Below are 16,455 nucleotides of genomic sequence, written 5' to 3' on the forward strand. Positions count from 1 at the left end.
CTGAGGTTCTCGCCGACCCTATCCCCGAAGCTATCCCCGAAACTATCCCAGAGGCTATCCCCTAAGTTCCCCCTAAGCTCTCCCCTAAAACACGAAAGGCGCCCCGCGGGGCGCCTTTCGTCGTCAGAGGGCGAATCAATCCGCCTTGTGCATCTGCTTTTGCAGGTAGTTCTGGATGCCCACCGCGTCGATCAGGCTCAGCTCGGTTTCGAGGTGATCGATGTGCTCTTCCTCGTCGTCGAGGATCTTCTGGAACAGATCGCGGCTGGTGTAATCGCGAACCTGTTCGCAGTGAGCGATGGCGTCCTTGAGATCGGTGTGCGCCTTGTGCTCGAGTTTAAGATCGCACTCGAGCATTTCGCGGGTGTTTTCACCGATCATCAACTTGCCGTAATCCTGCAGGTTGGGCAGCCCCTCAAGGAAGAGAATGCGCTCGATCAGGGTATCGGCGTGCTTCATCTCCTCGATGGATTCTTCGTACTCCCACTTACCCAGCACCGCCAGGCCCCAGTCCTGATACATCTTGGCATGCAGGTAGTACTGGTTGATGGCTACCAGCTCGTTACCGAGCACAGTATTAAGGTACTGAATGACCTTGGCATCACCTTTCATTACAACTCTCCCGAAGCCGGGTTTGCCGGTGGCGGCAAACACTCAAACACTGGGACAGTATAGGCTGCCCCAAAAAGTTGTGAGTATCGCCCAGAAAAGGCAGAAAGTCGAATCAGGACAATATGTTAAAGGGGAATGGCTGCCAACTGAGAAGATCATGCGAGAGCGAGCGATTGCGCCTCGCAGTGAGCGTGAGCCAGGTGAGAAAAGAGCGCAAGATCAAAAGGTTTCTCCAACCTCCAGATCGTCCTCAGACAGCGTAGGCCAGGTCTGCCGAGAGCATTTCTTCGGCGATAGCATCGTGAGTGATGGCCTTGGCCATGCAGGCACACTTGCCGCATTGAGTTGCACATTCGGTGTGCTCACGGACTTCGCGCCAGCTACGGGCACCGTCACTGACGGCATTGCGAATCATCCGATCGGATACGCCCTTGCAAAGACATACGTACATCACATCACCTCGCTATCGTCACTGAGATGAATGTAAATGATTCGCATAGAGCATTGCAACAAAATACTGTCGCCAATCGTAACGATCGATGCGCTTTTTGTTAGTCCTTTCGTCTTGGCCCTTCGCTACCTCGCTGCTCGGCCCATTTATCACTGCTGCTCGCCGAACCTTAACGAGCCTCAACGAGCACCGCCCTGACGGGGCATGGGCCTGCCGCTACCCTTTGTTCTTTTCCGCCTTGGGCACGACAACCACCCGAGAGCGCGAGGCGATGTCCGACCAGCCGCGACGTTCGCCGTCGATTAGAATCCACCAATAGCCGAGGCCCAGCAGCGCGTAAGATATGCCCGCTGCGATGAAGCGCATCAGGCACTGAGGCAGGGTCAAGGATAGCCCCTCCGGCGTCTCGACGCGCAGCCGCCAGGCCTGCATTCCCAGCGTCATGCCGCCACGCATCCAGAAGAAGGCGAAGAAGGCGAAGGTGACGACGAACAGCAGGCTATGGAAAAACGGTGAGGTATTGGCCTCGCCATCGTTCATCGCCACCGCCAGGAAGCCAAGTAGCATCCAGATGGCCATCAGGATCAGGGCATCGTAGATCATCGCGCCGAGGCGACGGCCAAGGCCGGCCGGCCAGGTCTGATCAAGGTGGGAAAAACGCTTCTGCATGAGCACTCCTCAGCACGCCTCACAACCCCTCAGCATGCCTAACAGAGGAGAGCTGGCCGTGATGTAAAAAAGAACCTGCCTTAGAAGGGCGGCCACGCGCTCTGCTAGCCGCTGCGACGCAACAGATAGAGCCCCAGTACCGTGCATAACAGCGTCGGCCCCAGCACCGCCCACACCGGCGAGAATCCAAACACCGTCGATGCCGGCGCCAGCAGGTCCTGCAGGTACTTGAAGGAGAGACCGGTGATCACCCCGTAGAAGACACGCGTACCCGCGGCCACCGTGCGCAAGGGGCCGAACACGAAAGACGCCGCAATCAGCACCAGCGAGCCAAGCGTCAGCGGCAACAGCAGCTTCTGCCAGAAATACAAAAGCGGCTGGGTGGCTTGCTGCCCCTGACTCTCGAGGTAGTTGGCGTAAGCCCAGAGCTCGCTGGGCGCCTGGCTGTCGACGTCGCGCAACAGGCGATTGAGCTGCTCGGGTGTCAGGTCAGTCTGCCATTGCAGCCGATCATGATGCTCGACCTCGGTACGATCCTCGAAGAAGCGGGTGAGATCCACGTCCGTGAGTACCCAATGATCCTCTTCCCAGACCGCCTGGGAGGCATACATCGCCACCACCAGCTCGCGATCATCGAAGCGGTAGCGCGTCAGGTCGAGCACCGTGTCATCGGCGCGGATGGCGCCGAAACGATAAACGCTTTCGCCCTCCCGCTGCCAACCGCCGCGTTCGGTAACAATGGCGCCCTCGCCCTGCATCTGCTCGAGGCGCCAGGCATTGGCAAACTGCTCGGTACGCGGGCTCACGAACTCGGCAATCAAAAGAAGAATCGCCACGATCAGGATCACCGGCTTCATCACACCCCATAAGATGCGAACCAGTGAGCGGCCGGCCGCGCGCATCACGGTCAGCTCATTGCTTGTCGCCATGCTGCCAAGCCCGATCAGAGAACCGATCAGCACCCCCACCGGGGCATACTGGTAGAAGCGATAGGGCAACCGCATGATCAGGTAAAGCAGCACGTCGAAGGCGCCGTAGTTACCTTCGACATCGCCCAGATCATTGATGTAGGTGATGACAAGGTCGAGGCCCAGCAGCACCACCTGCACCACAACGATGGCCGCCAGCACATTGCGCGCGATATAGCGGTCGAGACGATCAAGCACCATTATTTCACCCCCGCCAGCCGCGAGCGACGCAGCAACCACAAGCCAATAATCAGAAACGTCAGGTGGATGGGCCACATGCCGACGTTAACCGGCAGGCTGCCCTGGGCGATGGCATCCTTGGCGGTGAGCAACAGGCTTAGATAAGCAATGTGCAAAAAAATCGCCGGCAAGAGCTTACCGAAGCGGCCCTGGCGTGGATTGACCTTCGACAATGGCTGAGCGATCAGCGTCAATACCAGCACCATCAGTGGCATCGATACTCGCCACTGCAATTGCGCCATGGCCGGTGGCGTGCCGCTCGCCAGCAACTCACGCGTGCTTGAGAGTTCAGGGTCTTCAGCGGCACGCGAGGTATTGTCTGTCGAGAGGCGCACCGCATAGGTCTCGAAGGCCAGTCGCTCGGCGACCGGATTCCCGGGGTCGACGCTATAGCGCAAGCCATCGCTTAACACCAAAAAGCGACTGCCGGTTTCCTCGTCGCGGGTCTGATAGCCCTCGGCTGCACGCGTCACCACATTGCCAGGCGTGCCGTCGCTGCGGCGCTGACGCTCGCTGATGAACACCTCCTGCATCCGCGTCTGATCGTCGTTGAAGGACTCGGTGTAGGCGGTACGGCCATTGCCGAAATCCTGGAAACGCCCCGGTGCCAGGGCGCCGAAGTCGAGCCGACTCTTCTGTTCCTCGATCAGTGTCTCGTTGTGATCGGCGCCGGCAGGCGTCAGCCACAGGCTGCACACGCCGACCATCACCGCGACCAGCGCGGCCGGCAGCAGGCTGATCTTCAGCAACCGGTTGGGGCTCATGCCACAGGCCACCAGCACGGTGATCTCGCTGTTCAGGTAGAGCTGACCGTAGGCCAGCAGGATGCCGAGGAAGAAAGACAGCGGCAGAATCAGCTCAAGGAAGCCCGGCAGATGAAAGAGCATCAGGGTGCCGAGGATGCTGACGGGGATCTCACCGTCGGCAGCGTTGGTAAAGTAGCGGATGAAACGACTGCCCATGATCACCAGCAGCAGCACGCCGGCCACGGCGGCCATGGTCTGCAGGATCTCGCGGGTCAGATAACGAAAAATGATCAAGACGGTCTCCCGTGTCTTCCGGCAGGCCGCATCGACTGGCGACACGTGCCTGTGCTGGCGCCGGCTTCCCGCGCGGCGTGCCTGGGTGCCGCAGGCGCTGCGCCCAATGCAATGCGCCACTGCATTGCGTACACTGGGGTATCGCCCACGGCACACCCGGCCGTGCCGGCATTATCCAGAATCCCCCTTCGCTTGTCTTGTGGAGACGCCATGGAATTCCCTGTTCAGACGGCCAACCCGGCTAAGACCGAAACGGCCTGCTTTGCCCTTCCGGTATTCAAGGACGGCGACCTGCTCTCGGCCGCCGCCAAGCTCAACGATGCCAGCGAGCGCCTGATCGGCCAGTTGATCGAGCGCGGCGACTTCAGCGCCGATCTCGGTCGCGTGCAGATGGTGCCCTTCGCACCCGGCCTCAATGCCGACCGTCTGCTGCTGGTCGGCATGGGTGAGCGTGACAAGTGCAATGAAAGCGGCTTCCGCAAGGCGCTGGACGCCACCTTTGCCGCCCTCGCCGAGCTGCCGATCAGTGAGGCAAGCGTCGCCCTGACCGATGTGCCGGTTCCGGACCGCGATACCCAGTGGAAGGCGCGCATGATCAGCGAAGCCGCCGTCCGCAGCATCTATCGCTTCACCGAGTTCAAGTCATCTCCCGCCCCGGCGCCGCGGATCGAGCAGGTAACGCTGCAGCTCAGCGAAAACAGCGACGCGGACAAGGCCAAGGAAGGCGCGCGTATCGGCGCCGCCGTTGGCGAAGGCATGAACTACACCCGTACCCTTGGCAACCTGCCGGGCAACATCTGCACGCCGCGCTATCTGGCCGACCAGGCCGAGAAGCTGGCGGCAGAGTCCAAGGGCGCGCTTGCCACCGAGATTCTCGACGAGGAAGCCCTGGAGGCATTGGGCGCCCATTCGCTGCTCTCTGTCGGTCGCGGTAGCGAAGAGCCCTCGCGCCTGATCGTCATGAAGTATCAGGGTGCAGATGACCCGGACGAAGCGCCCCATGTGCTGATCGGCAAGGGCATCACCTTCGATAGTGGCGGCATCTCGCTGAAGCCCGGTGCGGGCATGGACGAGATGAAGTATGACATGGGCGGTGCCGCCAGCGTGTTCGGTACCATCAAGTCGACGCTTGCCATCAAGCCCAAGATCAACCTGGTGGCGATCGTCGCCTCCGCCGAGAACATGCCGGATGGCCGCGCCACCAAGCCCGGTGACATCATCAAGACGCTCAAGGGGCTGACGGTCGAGGTGCTCAACACCGACGCCGAGGGCCGCCTAGTGCTGTGCGACGCCCTGACCTATGCCGAGCGTTTCGAGCCGGCAAGCGTCATCGATATCGCCACCCTGACCGGTGCCGTCATCATCGGGCTTGGCCACCATGCCACCGGCCTACTGTCCAACGACGATGACCTGGCGCTTGATGTGCTGGACGCCGGACAAGCCTCCTGGGACCGCGCCTGGCACCTGCCGCTGTGGGACGAGTATCAGGAGCAGCTCGACTCCAACTTCGCCGACCTGGCCAACATCGGCGGTCGCCCGGCAGGCACCATCACTGCCGGCTGTTTCCTGTCACGCTTCGCGGACAAGTTCCCCTGGGCACACCTGGACATTGCCGGCACCGCCTGGCAGTCCGGCAAGAACAAAGGGGCCAGTGGCCGCCCGGTCGGTCTGTTGACCCAGTATCTGCTCGATCGCGAAGTCGAGCTGGCTGAGGTCGTCACCAACAACGACTGAGGCTTCGCATCGCCCTGGCGGCGTGCTAGCGTTTAGACATTGCGGGCCGGGATTTCCCGGCCCGCTGTGCTATGTCATGAAACGTTATGTCATGAAACCCCGTTTCTCGATCACGATCAGGCCCCGCGTGCCTACTGCTGCTATGGAGACCCTCCTGTGACCCCTTCAGGCTTCGACGTTCGGCCCAATGCTAATCCCACGGCCTCGCAGATCCGCGACGACATTCTAGAGAGCCCCGGATTCGGTCAGCATTTCTCCGACCACATGGCCCACGTGCGCTGGACCGAAGACGCCGGCTGGCACGGCAACGAAGTACGCCCCTACGGCCCGCTGACCCTCGACCCGGCCGCCGCCGTGCTGCACTACGCCCAGGAAATCTTCGAGGGCATCAAGGCCTACCGCCATGCCGATGGCTCGGTATGGACCTTCCGTCCACAGAAGAACGCCGAACGCTTCCGTCGCAGTGCGCGGCGACTGGCGCTGCCTGAGCTCGACGACGAGACCTTCATCGGCTCGCTGAAGGCCCTGTTGTCAGTGGACAGCGACTGGGTGCCGACACCGGCTCATGAAGGCGAGGAATCGAGTCTCTACCTGCGCCCCTTCATGATCGCCAGCGAAAGCTTCCTCGGCGTGCGCCCGTCCAAGGAAGTCGATTACTACGTGATCGCCTCCCCGGCGGCGGCCTACTTCAAGGGCGGCGTGGCGCCGGTGTCTATCTGGCTGTCCTCGCACTACAAGCGCGCCGCCCCCGGCGGCACCGGCTTCGCCAAGTGCGGCGGCAACTACGCCGCCTCGCTGGCCGCCCAGAAGGAGGCCGCGGCGCAGAACTGCAGCCAGGTCGCCTTCCTCGACGCTGTCGAGAACAAGTGGGTCGAGGAACTGGGCGGCATGAACCTGTTCTTCGTCTATAAGGACGGGCGCATCGTCACCCCGCAGCTCACCGACACCATCCTCGAGGGCGTGACCCGCGACTCCATCCTCGAGATGGCCGCCGACGAGGGCCTGACACCGGAAGAGCGCGCCATCAGCATCGATGAGTGGCGTGAGGGCGCGGCCTCCGGCGAGATCACCGAGGTCTTCGCCTGCGGCACGGCGGCGGTGATCACGCCGGTGGGTGAACTGGTGACCGAGGACGACACCATCCGTCTGGCCGGTGACACCGGTAACCCGATCGCCAAGTGCCTGCGCAGCCAGCTGCTCGACCTGCAGTACGGTCGTCGCGAGGATACCCGCGGCTGGATGACCCGCCTGGCTTGAGCCTCAGCCACCACCCTCCCGAGGCTCAGGTGTCGATTGGGGGTGGTGGTCTGTCCGGCGGCAGGGCTCCGGTGAGAGCTCCGTGAGGGCGCTGTGAACCCGTCCCTGGGCGCTACTTTTGCCATCCATGGCAAAAGACCCTCACATCGCCCTCCCCTGAGCCCGCCTCGCCGCCCAGGCTGCTCCTTTGCCTCCCAAGACTCCGAGATAAAACGCCGACGAGCGAAGGCCAGACAAGGCAAAAATCGGCGAAAGAACGGAGTTTACTGGTTGTTAAATGAGTATCTTGACCGAGCTCGCGTGCGAGCCGATTTTTAACGCCGTATGGCCAAGCGCAGTCCGTTTTAGACGGAGTCTCATGACCCAGATCGATTTCTACATTCTCCCCGACACCACCCTCGATGCCCGGCTGGGCTTCGCCTGTCGGCTCGCCGAGACCATCCATCGCAAGGGCTTCCGGCTGCACCTGCACGCCGAGGACGAGGCCATGGCCAAGCTCATCGACGAGCGGCTGTGGACCTTCAAGCCCGAGAGCTACCTGCCTCATGCGCTGGTCGGCAGCGAGATGGCCGCCACGGTGCCGGTGACCATCGGCTGGCAGGGACCGCCGGACCCGGCCCGGGAGATGGACCCCGACATGGCGATGCTCAATCTGCACCCGGAGATTCCCGAGTGGTTTTCGCGCTTCTCCCGGGTCGCCGAGATCATCAACCAGCACCAGGACGTGCTGACCGCCAAGCGCGAGTGCTGGCGGGTCTACAAGCAGCGCGGCTATCCGGTGACGCCTCATCACCTGCCCGCCCAGGGCTGAGCGAGCCCCGGACTGAAACACCCCAGGCGTCGTCACCTCGCTCGCCCCTTCTTCCGCCTGTGGTGCGCCCAGCGGTCATGACGCGAGCGCCCCGGCAGGCTATAATCGGCCCCATTTTTCGCGTCTTCCTCGCCGATCTCGATCTAGCGCGGTCAGGCGTCGCGCCTCATTTCAGGCAGCACTTCTTTCAGGCAGAGTTTGCAATGGACAAGACCTACCAACCCGAACAGATCGAAACCCGCTGGTATGAGCGCTGGGAAGCCGACAACCGCTTCGCGCCGTCCGGTGAGGGTCAGCCCTTCTCGATCATGATTCCGCCGCCCAACGTGACCGGCAGCCTGCACATGGGCCATGCCTTCCAGGACACCATCATGGACACCCTGACGCGTTGGCGGCGCATGCAGGGCAACAACACCCTGTGGCAGGTAGGCACCGACCACGCCGGCATCGCCACCCAGATGCTGGTCGAGCGCAAGCTCGCCGCCGAGACCGGCCAGACCCGCCACGACCTGGGCCGTGAAGATTTCACCAACAAGATCTGGGAGTGGAAGCAGGAATCCGGCGGCCACATCACCCGCCAGCTGCGGCGCATGGGGGCCAGTGTCGACTGGAGCCGTGAGCGCTTCACCATGGATGACGGTTTCTACAAGGCGGTACAGGAAGTCTTCGTGCGCCTCTATGAAGAGGACCTGGTGTATCGCGGCAAGCGCCTCGTCAACTGGGACCCGACCCTGCACACCGCGATCTCCGATCTCGAGGTCGAGAACCGCGAGCAGCAGGGCCAGTTCTGGCACTTCCGCTATCCGCTGGCCGATGGCGTGACCACCGATGATGGCCAAGATCATCTGATCGTCGCCACCACCCGTCCCGAGACCCTGCTCGGCGATACCGGCGTGGCGGTCAACCCCAAGGATCCGCGCTTCGCCTCGCTGATCGGCAAGGCCATCGACCTGCCGCTGGTGGGCCGGCGCATCCCTATCGTTGCCGACGAACACGCCGACATGGACAAGGGCTCGGGCTGCGTGAAGATCACCCCGGCGCATGACTTCAACGACTATGAAGTCGGCAAGCGCCAGGGCCATCTGCTGATCAACGTGATGACCCAGGACGCCAAGATCCGTGAACAGGCCGAGATCTTCGACCTGCAGGGCCGTCCGCAGCCGGACGAGGACGCCCGCCTGCCGGCCGCCTATGCCGGGCTCGATCGCTTTGCCGCCCGCGAGGCGCTGGTCGCCGACATGGAGGCCGCGGGCCTGCTGGACAAGGTCGAGGCCGTCACCAACACCCTGCCCTACGGTGACCGCTCGGGCGACGTCATCGAACCACTGCTGACCGATCAGTGGTTCGTGGCCGTCGAGGAGCTAGCCAAGCCAGCCATCGCCGCAGTCGAGAACGGCGACATCGAGTTCGTGCCCAAGAACTACGAGAACATGTACTTCGCCTGGATGCGTGACCTGCAGGACTGGTGCATCTCCCGCCAGCTGTGGTGGGGCCACCGCATCCCGGCCTGGTACGACGCCGAGGGCAAGGTCTACGTCGGCCGCACCGAGGCCGAGGTGCGCGACAAGCACGGGCTCAATGCCGATGTGGCGCTTACCCAGGACGAGGACGTGCTGGACACCTGGTTCAGCTCCGGGCTGTGGACCTTCGGCACCCTGGGCTGGCCCGAACAGACCCCGGAACTTGCCACCTTCCACCCGTCTAGCGTGCTGGTCACCGGCTTCGACATCATCTTCTTCTGGGTCGCCCGGATGATCATGATGACGCTCAAGTTCACCGACGAGGTGCCCTTCAAGAAGGTCTACGTCCACGGCCTGGTGCGCGACGCCCAGGGCCAGAAGATGTCCAAGTCCAAGGGCAACGTGCTGGACCCCATCGACCTGATCGATGGCATCAGCCTCGATGAGCTGGTCGAGAAGCGCACCGGCAACATGATGCAGCCGCAGAAGGCCAAGGCGATCGCCAAGGCGACCCGCGCCGAATTCAGTGAGGGCATCGAGCCTCACGGCACCGATGCGCTGCGCTTCACCTTCCTGTCCCAGGCCACCACCGGACGCGACATCAAGTTCGACATGGGCCGTCTGGATGGCTACCGCAACTTCTGCAACAAGTTGTGGAACGCCTCACGCTACGTGCTGATGAACGCCGAGGACCAGGACACGGGGCTCCCTCTTGACGGACAGGCTCAGGCAGAGATCGAGCTGTCGCTTGCTGATCGCTTCATCATCTCGCACCTGCAGCAGACCGAGGCCCAGGTCACCAAGGCGCTGGATGAGTTCCGCTTCGACCACGCCTCCCAGGCGCTCTACGATTTCGTCTGGAACGAGTACTGCGACTGGTACCTGGAGCTTTCCAAGCCGGTACTGTGGGACGAAGCCGCCAGTGATGCCGCCAAGCGTGGCACCCGCCGAACCCTGGTGCGCGTGCTGGAAGCCATTCTGCGCCTGGCGCACCCGATGATGCCGTTCATCTCCGAGGAGATCTGGCAAAGAGTGGCACCGCTTGCCGGCATCGACACCGCGGCCTCGCCCTCGATCATGACCCAACCCTGGCCCGTGGCCGAGGACGGCAAGATCGACGAGCAGGCGACTCGCGACATCGAGTGGCTGAAAGGCGTGATCATCGCCGTGCGCAACGTCCGCGCCGAGATGAACATCCCACCCGGCAAGACCCTCGATGTGCTGCTGACCAAGGGCAATGCCGGTGACCGTGAGCGCCTGGAGGCCAACCGGCGGTTCCTGTCAAAGCTCGCCAAGCTCGAGAGCGTCAGCTGGCTCGACGACCCGGCCGACGCGCCGCTGTGTGCCACCCAACTGGTCGGCGAGATGGAAGTGCTGGTGCCGATGGCCGACCTGATCGACAAGGACGTGGAGCTTGAGCGCCTGGCCAAGGAGATCGAGAAGCAGGACAAGCTGATCACCGGCACCGAGAAGAAGCTTTCCAACGAGAGCTTTACCGCCAAGGCCCCCGAGGCCGTGGTGCAGAAGGAGCGCGACAAGCTTGCCGACTTCAAGGCGGCCCGCGCCCTGCTCGCCGAGCAGCGTGACAAGATCGCCGCGCTTTAATCGACCGGCCCCGGTGCCGGCCGAAAAGCACCCGGTCCCATGGCTGAGGTACCGACCCCGGCGTCGTCTGAAAAGCCCCGGGGCCGTGGCGGATGTAACGGCCCCGGCGGGGACTCAGGCCTTCCGATGACGCCCGCCTCAACGACAACGCCGCCCCGTGGGGCGGCGTTGTCGTATCCGACCCCCTGACGGGGGACCGTATGGCGCGGTCTTTTGTCAGACTGACGCTATCAATTGGCGCGCCTGAAGCCACCCAGCACTCGGCTGTCGCGCCCAAAAAGCACCAGCCGGTCATGATCGATCAGGTAGCGATAGGCGCCGCTAAGCATAGCGTCGACCCGCTGTGCATCGGCGCCATTGGGACACGCCATGCGCGTCGAGGCGAGGTTCTCGACGATGAAGCGATTGCCGCTCTCAAGCTGCAACTCACCGGTGATGCGGTTACAGCCGTTGCTCCCTACCAGGCGCAGTTCGCCGCCCTGGCGCACGGCCTCGAAATAGGGCGTATCCGCGTGATCCCAGCGCTCGTTTGTGCCCAGCAGCAGCAGGTTCCAGCGCGGCCCCACCACCGGCGACGCTTCTGTGGCTGCCGCACTATCCTGATCGTAGTCCGGCGTGGGAGCGCTACTGCAACCCGCCAGCAGGCCCGTTAGTACGGCGCCTATCAACCATCCCTTGCGCATATTGGCTCCTTCTGGTCCGTCACTTGCTCATTCATTTGGTTGGAAAACCGTCGCGGTCCCTTCACAGGGACTCTTGTATACTGGCCATAGCTGCCTCGCAAGATGCCGTGCGAACAAATCGAAAAGCACGATTCGAACACTCAAGGGATGAACGACAGACAAGGAGAGACTCCATGCTTAACGCCCTCCACAACGACGCCGTCGGCAAACTGATCCTGCGTATCGCCGTTGGCGGCCTGATGCTGCTGCACGGCTTCGCCAAGCTAACCCACCCGGAGACCATGAGCTGGATCAGCGGCCTGCTCGATGGCTACGGGTTACCGCGGTTTCTGGCCTATGGCGTGCTGATCGGCGAGATCGTCGCACCGGTGATGGCCATTGTCGGCTGGCAGACCCGGCTGGCCGGCCTCTTGATGGCCGGCAACATGCTGGTGGCCTTCATCTTGGTGCACACCGGCGAGCTGTTCATGCTGGGCGACAGCGGTGGCTGGGCACTGGAGTTACAGGGACTGTTTCTTGCCGGCAGCCTGGCGCTGATCTTCCTCGGCAGTGGTCGCCTGGCGATGCGTCCGGACTGATTCGTCCGGCCCCATTCACAGGGACTGGTTCCCATTTATGCCCATCGCCCAGCCCCGAGCGGGACAGGCCATGCCCGCCCGTTGTCTTACCAGCTACCGGCGTTTCTTACCAGCTGCCGGTGTTTTCCATCGATGCCCACGGCTCTTTGGCCGGCAGCGCATCGCCGGCCTGCAGGAGCTCGATGGAGATGCCGTCAGGGCTCTTCACGAAGGCCATGTGGCCATCGCGGGGCGGCCGGTTGATGGTCACCCCATTGGCTTGTAAATGCTCACAGAGGGCATAGATATCATCGACGCGGTAGGCCAAATGACCGAAGTTGCGCCCACCGCTGTACTCCTCAGGGTCCCAGTTATGGGTCAACTCGATCATCGGCGCGCGATCCTCGCGAGCCCGCGTCTCATCGCCGGGTGCGGCGAGAAAGACCAGCGTGAAACGCCCCTTCTCACTGTCCTTGCGGCTGATCTCGGTAAGCCCCAGCAGATCGCAGTAGAAATGCAGCGAGGCATCAAGGTCACTGATCCGAACCATGGTGTGAAGGTATTGCATCGAACTCTCTCCTGGTAACGAAATGCACAAGACAATGAACGGCGATCAAAAGGATCGACGAAACGCGTATCATGTAAGGCCTGTACCCTAACACTCAGGCCTTTCCTTTATCCTGAACCGATGAGGGCAAACGGCAAGATGCCGGGACAGCCGCGCGCTAAACGGCATTCGCTTAACGACCATGAACTGCACGACGCTGAGCCGAACAACCTGAGTTGAACGACCTGAGTTGAACGACTCAGTGCTTAAAGACCACAGGAGCCCTCTTGGCTGATTACTGCGACCTGGCGCCCGGGCATCCGTTCCATGGGCCTTACCACGACCACGATTACGGCTTTCCGGTCGAGGATGATGCGACCCTGTTCGAGCGACTGGTGCTTGAAATCAATCAGGCGGGGTTGTCATGGCTGACCGTGCTCAAGAAGCGCGAGGCCTTTTTCGAGGCCTTCAGAGGCTTCGATATCGACCGGGTCGCGGCCTTCGATGAGCATGACAGGGCACGGCTACTCAGCGATGCCAGCATCATTCGCAACCGCCTGAAGGTCGACGCGGCGATCCACAATGCTCAGGTAGTCCAGCAACTTCAGCAGGAATACGGCAGCTTTCGTGCCTGGCTTGAGGCCCATCACCCTCGCCCTCACGGTGACTGGCTGAAACTCTTCAAGCGTACCTTCCGCTTCACCGGCCCCGAGATCGTCAACGAGTTTCTGATGAGTACCGGCTACCTGCCCGGCGCTCATCGCGACGACTGCCCGGTGCAGGCACGGGTGCTGGCGGCTGCCCCGCCCTGGGCGCGCTGAGCGCCTTTTTCACCGCGCCTTATATCAACAGTCTGTACACAGCTTATCCACAGACACGTGGTTTGCTCAACCGCTCGCCGCGAGCGCTTAACGAGGTGTCATAAATGGACTCCATCACCCAGGTGCTGCTCGGCGGCGCGATCGGCGGAACCGTGCTCGGGCGACAACTCGGCCGCAAGGCGGTCATCGGCGGTGCCCTGCTCGGCACCTTGCCCGACCTCGATGTGATGATCGACTTCGGCGATGCCGTGGCCGACTACACCTACCATCGCGGCTTCAGCCATTCACTGTTCGTGCTCGCAGGCCTTGCCGGGCTACTCTCAGTGCTTACCGCAAGGCTTACGCGCTGGCGTGCCGGGGGTGTTACCCCGATCACACTCGGCCACTGGTGGCTCTTTTTCACCTTCTGCCTGCTGACGCACCCCCTGCTGGACGCGTTCACCACCTATGGCACCCAGCTCTGGTGGCCACTAACCACGCCGCCGGTCAGTTGGGCCTCGATCTTCATCATTGACCCGCTCTACACCCTGCCGCTGCTGGTAGCAGCGCTGGTGAGCCTGGTCGGCGGCCGGGTGTTGACGCCAAGCAGAATAGGACTGGCCCTGTCCTGCGCCTACCTGGCCTTCGGCCTGGTCGCCAAATCGATCATCGATGACCGGCTGGCCCCGGTACTTGCCGAACGTGGCCTTGAGGACGCCCCGCGACTGGTTCAGCCCACGCCCTTCAATACCCTGCTGTGGCGAGCCACTGTCATCGATGGCGAGGTCTATCACGAGACGCTGGTCAGCCTTCTTGACGATTCCCCACCCCGACTCGAGACCTTCCGGCGCGGGGCAGAGCTCGAAGAGGCGGCCCTGGCAACCGTCGACGGGGCGAGGCTGAGCTGGTTCGCTGGGCCCTTCCTTCGTTATGACCACCAGGAACTGAGCGGTGATACCACACTGATCGCGACCGACCTGCGCCTTGGATTTCCCGGCTTTCATCCCTTTACCTTCACGCTTGCCAAGCGCGAAGGAAACGACTGGCAGCCGGTAGCAAGCCGGCAACTCGACGCGGCGTCTCGCGATACACGACAGGCACTCGACCAGTTGGCCCTCAGGGCCCTGAATCAGGCGCCGCTTTGCCTCGGCGACTATGTGGCCAAGTCGCTGGCCATCGAGACCCTCAGCTGTTGATGCCGTCTTAGCGCGCGTCCTCATCATCCACCCCGTGACGAGACGGGAACCGCGCGCTAGTCACGCCGAGATATAAAACATCACGTCACATAACGCATGAAAAAAACTCGGCCCCGACAATAGCCGGGGCCGAGCTATTCAAGCGTTGCAGACAGATTCAACGGGTGCGTTCTGACGAAGTGTCAGCAAAACCTTAGAAACGCTCGAGGTAGCTGTCGATAGCCTGGTGAGCTTCCTTCATGGTGTCAGCGGCATGCTTTTCACCCATGGCCAGACCTTCAGCGAAGATCATCTCCACGTCGTTAATGCCCATCAGGCCAAGCATCGACTTGAGGTGCGGCGTCTGGGAATCCATCTCGGTGCCCACGTACTGGCCGCCACGAGTGGTCATCACCAGGGCACGCTTGCCTTCGACCAGCCCCTGCGGGCCGTTTTCGGTGTAGCGGAAGGTCTGGCCGGAACGCAGGATGCGGTCGAACCAGGCCTTGAGCTGAGAGGGAATGCCCAGATTGTAGAGCGGAACCGCCAGTACCAGCACATCATGCGCCAAGAGCTCTTCAATCAGCTCATCGGAGCGCTTGGCCAGTTCGGCCTGCTTGGCACTGCGCTCGGCGCTGTTGATACCCCAGCTTGATAGCTCATCGATATCCAGGTGCGGCAGTTCGCTAGCCACCAGATCGCGTTCAGTCACCTCAACATCTTCTCGACCCGCTAGGCCCTGCATGACATGGCCGGCCAGCGCACGAGACTGGCTGCTATCGCCGAGGATGGAAGAGTTGAGGACAAGTACCTTGATGGATGAGGCAGTCATGGGCGTCTCCTTTAAATAAGGGGTTATTCGATGAAGCCCATTTTAGATGCGCGCCATCACATGAAAAGCGCAAAAATACGCGCCTTCCATGCGATAAAATAGAACGAAACCTCACCCACTCAGGGAGCGCGTCGCTTCAGGGAGCAATGCCCTGCCCACAGCCACGATAGGTCTCTCCATCAACCTCGAGCGTCACTCGCACCGGAAAAGGCTTGCCACTCATGCTGTCGAAGCAGGCCCGCGCTTCGAGCTCCAACTTGAAGGGCGTATCGGCGCGACCGCTGGCAAGCGTCACGCGCCCGCGCTCGTTATCCAGCGAGGTGACACGATAAGGCGCCTCGATCTCACGCTCGCCGTAGTCGAGCAGCAGCGCCAGGCGCGGTACATCGTGGGCCAGCCGCACCGTCCAGCCCGGCTCATTGCCACGACCATGGAACATCACGCCGGGACGTTGAGCGCGGGTCAATGCCGCACGCGTCTGGTCGCGTTCACACTCGAGGCGGCCGCGATCACTTTCCACCATGGCCGTTTCCCCCTTCTCCCAGAAGCTCAGGTCTCCCTTCACATAGCGACTGCCGGAGGCCACCACCGCTGGCGTCAGGCGATAGGCATCATAGGCCGACCACAGCCGTAACTCGCCCTGCGGAAAGGCCGTGACCAGGTCCTGGGCAGGCAGGCAGCGCCAGGCCTCGAAGCGCTCGGCATCGCCCGCGAAGAAGGCCGATGGCATCAGAGGCGCCTTGGTCGCATCGCTTGCCTTGGTCGCATCGCCCTTTTCCGTGTCCGGGGGCGTACTGACATCGCTGACGGTGGGCGCTGTCTGGTCAAGCTGAGCGGTGCCGGCACAGCCGGCAAGCAGCGCGCTCAGGCCAAGCGCTATCGCCGGCAGAGAGCGAGAGACCATGCGTGGGGTGACATGTGTAGTGAAAGCAGATACGGCGGCGCCAAAAGATGCAGAGCGAGACAGCAAGGGCATACAACCTCCTTGTCGGTTGAAAAGTCCTGATCGAATAA

At 62.2% G+C, this 16,455-nt stretch carries 16 protein-coding genes; 7 read left to right on the plus strand and 9 right to left on the minus strand.

Features of this window, described 5'->3' with window-relative positions; translation table 11 throughout:
* Positions 1 to 135 precede the first annotated feature (135 nt).
* From bfr to lptF, 5 genes are all read right to left on the minus strand, one after another.
* The gene (gene bfr, locus ETC27_RS05920) at positions 136 to 612 is read right to left on the minus strand and encodes a bacterioferritin (protein ID WP_136254065.1); all 477 of its coding nucleotides are present in this window, start codon (positions 610 to 612) and stop codon (positions 136 to 138) included.
* A gap of 250 nt (positions 613 to 862) precedes the next feature.
* Entirely contained in the window at positions 863 to 1,063 is a 201-nt protein-coding gene (locus ETC27_RS05925; protein ID WP_136254066.1) for a (2Fe-2S)-binding protein, read from the minus strand.
* A gap of 216 nt (positions 1,064 to 1,279) precedes the next feature.
* The gene (locus ETC27_RS05930; protein ID WP_136254067.1) at positions 1,280 to 1,732 is read right to left on the minus strand and encodes an RDD family protein; all 453 of its coding nucleotides are present in this window, start codon (positions 1,730 to 1,732) and stop codon (positions 1,280 to 1,282) included.
* A 104-nt stretch (positions 1,733 to 1,836) separates the two neighbouring features.
* Entirely contained in the window at positions 1,837 to 2,901 is a 1,065-nt protein-coding gene (lptG, locus tag ETC27_RS05935; RefSeq protein WP_136254068.1) for an LPS export ABC transporter permease LptG, read from the minus strand.
* On the minus strand, positions 2,901 to 3,980 hold the full coding sequence (lptF, locus tag ETC27_RS05940) for an LPS export ABC transporter permease LptF (RefSeq protein ID WP_136254069.1): 1,080 nt from the start codon (positions 3,978 to 3,980) through the stop codon (positions 2,901 to 2,903). The genes lptG and lptF overlap by 1 nt, the downstream gene beginning before the upstream one ends.
* A 210-nt stretch (positions 3,981 to 4,190) precedes the next feature.
* Here lptF and ETC27_RS05945 point away from each other — a divergent pair, with 210 nt between their 5' ends.
* From ETC27_RS05945 to ETC27_RS05960, 4 genes are all read left to right on the plus strand, one after another.
* On the plus strand, positions 4,191 to 5,714 hold the full coding sequence (locus tag ETC27_RS05945; protein WP_136254070.1) for a leucyl aminopeptidase: 1,524 nt from the start codon (positions 4,191 to 4,193) through the stop codon (positions 5,712 to 5,714).
* A gap of 156 nt (positions 5,715 to 5,870) precedes the next feature.
* The gene (locus ETC27_RS05950; RefSeq protein WP_136254071.1) at positions 5,871 to 6,971 is read left to right on the plus strand and encodes a branched-chain amino acid aminotransferase; all 1,101 of its coding nucleotides are present in this window, start codon (positions 5,871 to 5,873) and stop codon (positions 6,969 to 6,971) included.
* A gap of 358 nt (positions 6,972 to 7,329) precedes the next feature.
* The gene (locus tag ETC27_RS05955; protein WP_136254072.1) at positions 7,330 to 7,782 is read left to right on the plus strand and encodes a DNA polymerase III subunit chi; all 453 of its coding nucleotides are present in this window, start codon (positions 7,330 to 7,332) and stop codon (positions 7,780 to 7,782) included.
* 203 nt (positions 7,783 to 7,985) lie between these two features.
* Entirely contained in the window at positions 7,986 to 10,847 is a 2,862-nt protein-coding gene (locus ETC27_RS05960; RefSeq protein WP_136254073.1) for a valine--tRNA ligase, read from the plus strand.
* 230 nt (positions 10,848 to 11,077) lie between these two features.
* On the opposite strand, the gene ETC27_RS05965 is transcribed toward ETC27_RS05960, so the two are convergent.
* Positions 11,078 to 11,530: an META domain-containing protein gene (locus ETC27_RS05965; RefSeq protein WP_136254074.1), complete on the minus strand. Its 453-nt coding sequence runs from the start codon at positions 11,528 to 11,530 to the stop codon at positions 11,078 to 11,080.
* 173 nt (positions 11,531 to 11,703) lie between these two features.
* On the opposite strand from ETC27_RS05965, the gene ETC27_RS05970 reads away from it, so the two are divergent.
* A complete protein-coding gene (locus tag ETC27_RS05970) occupies positions 11,704 to 12,108 on the plus strand; it encodes a DoxX family protein (RefSeq protein WP_136254075.1) in 405 nt (134 codons plus the stop codon).
* Between the two features lie 106 nt (positions 12,109 to 12,214).
* Here ETC27_RS05970 and gloA read toward each other — a convergent pair whose 3' ends face one another.
* Complete coding sequence (gloA, locus tag ETC27_RS05975) at positions 12,215 to 12,655, minus strand: lactoylglutathione lyase (RefSeq protein ID WP_136254076.1); 441 nt, start codon at positions 12,653 to 12,655, stop codon at positions 12,215 to 12,217.
* A gap of 266 nt (positions 12,656 to 12,921) precedes the next feature.
* Here gloA and ETC27_RS05980 point away from each other — a divergent pair, with 266 nt between their 5' ends.
* Entirely contained in the window at positions 12,922 to 13,455 is a 534-nt protein-coding gene (locus ETC27_RS05980; protein ID WP_136254077.1) for a DNA-3-methyladenine glycosylase I, read from the plus strand.
* A gap of 104 nt (positions 13,456 to 13,559) precedes the next feature.
* Positions 13,560 to 14,630, plus strand: coding sequence for a metal-dependent hydrolase (locus ETC27_RS05985; protein WP_136254078.1), 1,071 nt, complete (start codon positions 13,560 to 13,562; stop codon positions 14,628 to 14,630).
* A gap of 193 nt (positions 14,631 to 14,823) precedes the next feature.
* Here ETC27_RS05985 and ETC27_RS05990 read toward each other — a convergent pair whose 3' ends face one another.
* Complete coding sequence (locus ETC27_RS05990; RefSeq protein WP_136254079.1) at positions 14,824 to 15,441, minus strand: FMN-dependent NADH-azoreductase; 618 nt, start codon at positions 15,439 to 15,441, stop codon at positions 14,824 to 14,826.
* Positions 15,442 to 15,577: 136 nt separating this feature from the next.
* Positions 15,578 to 16,417 (minus strand): MliC family protein, encoded by an 840-nt coding sequence (locus tag ETC27_RS05995; RefSeq protein WP_240724819.1) that lies wholly within the window; start codon positions 16,415 to 16,417, stop codon positions 15,578 to 15,580.
* Between the last annotated feature and the right edge of the window lie 38 nt (positions 16,418 to 16,455).

This window comes from Onishia niordana, from assembly GCF_004798965.1.
GTDB classification, from domain to species: domain Bacteria; phylum Pseudomonadota; class Gammaproteobacteria; order Pseudomonadales; family Halomonadaceae; genus Onishia; species Onishia niordana.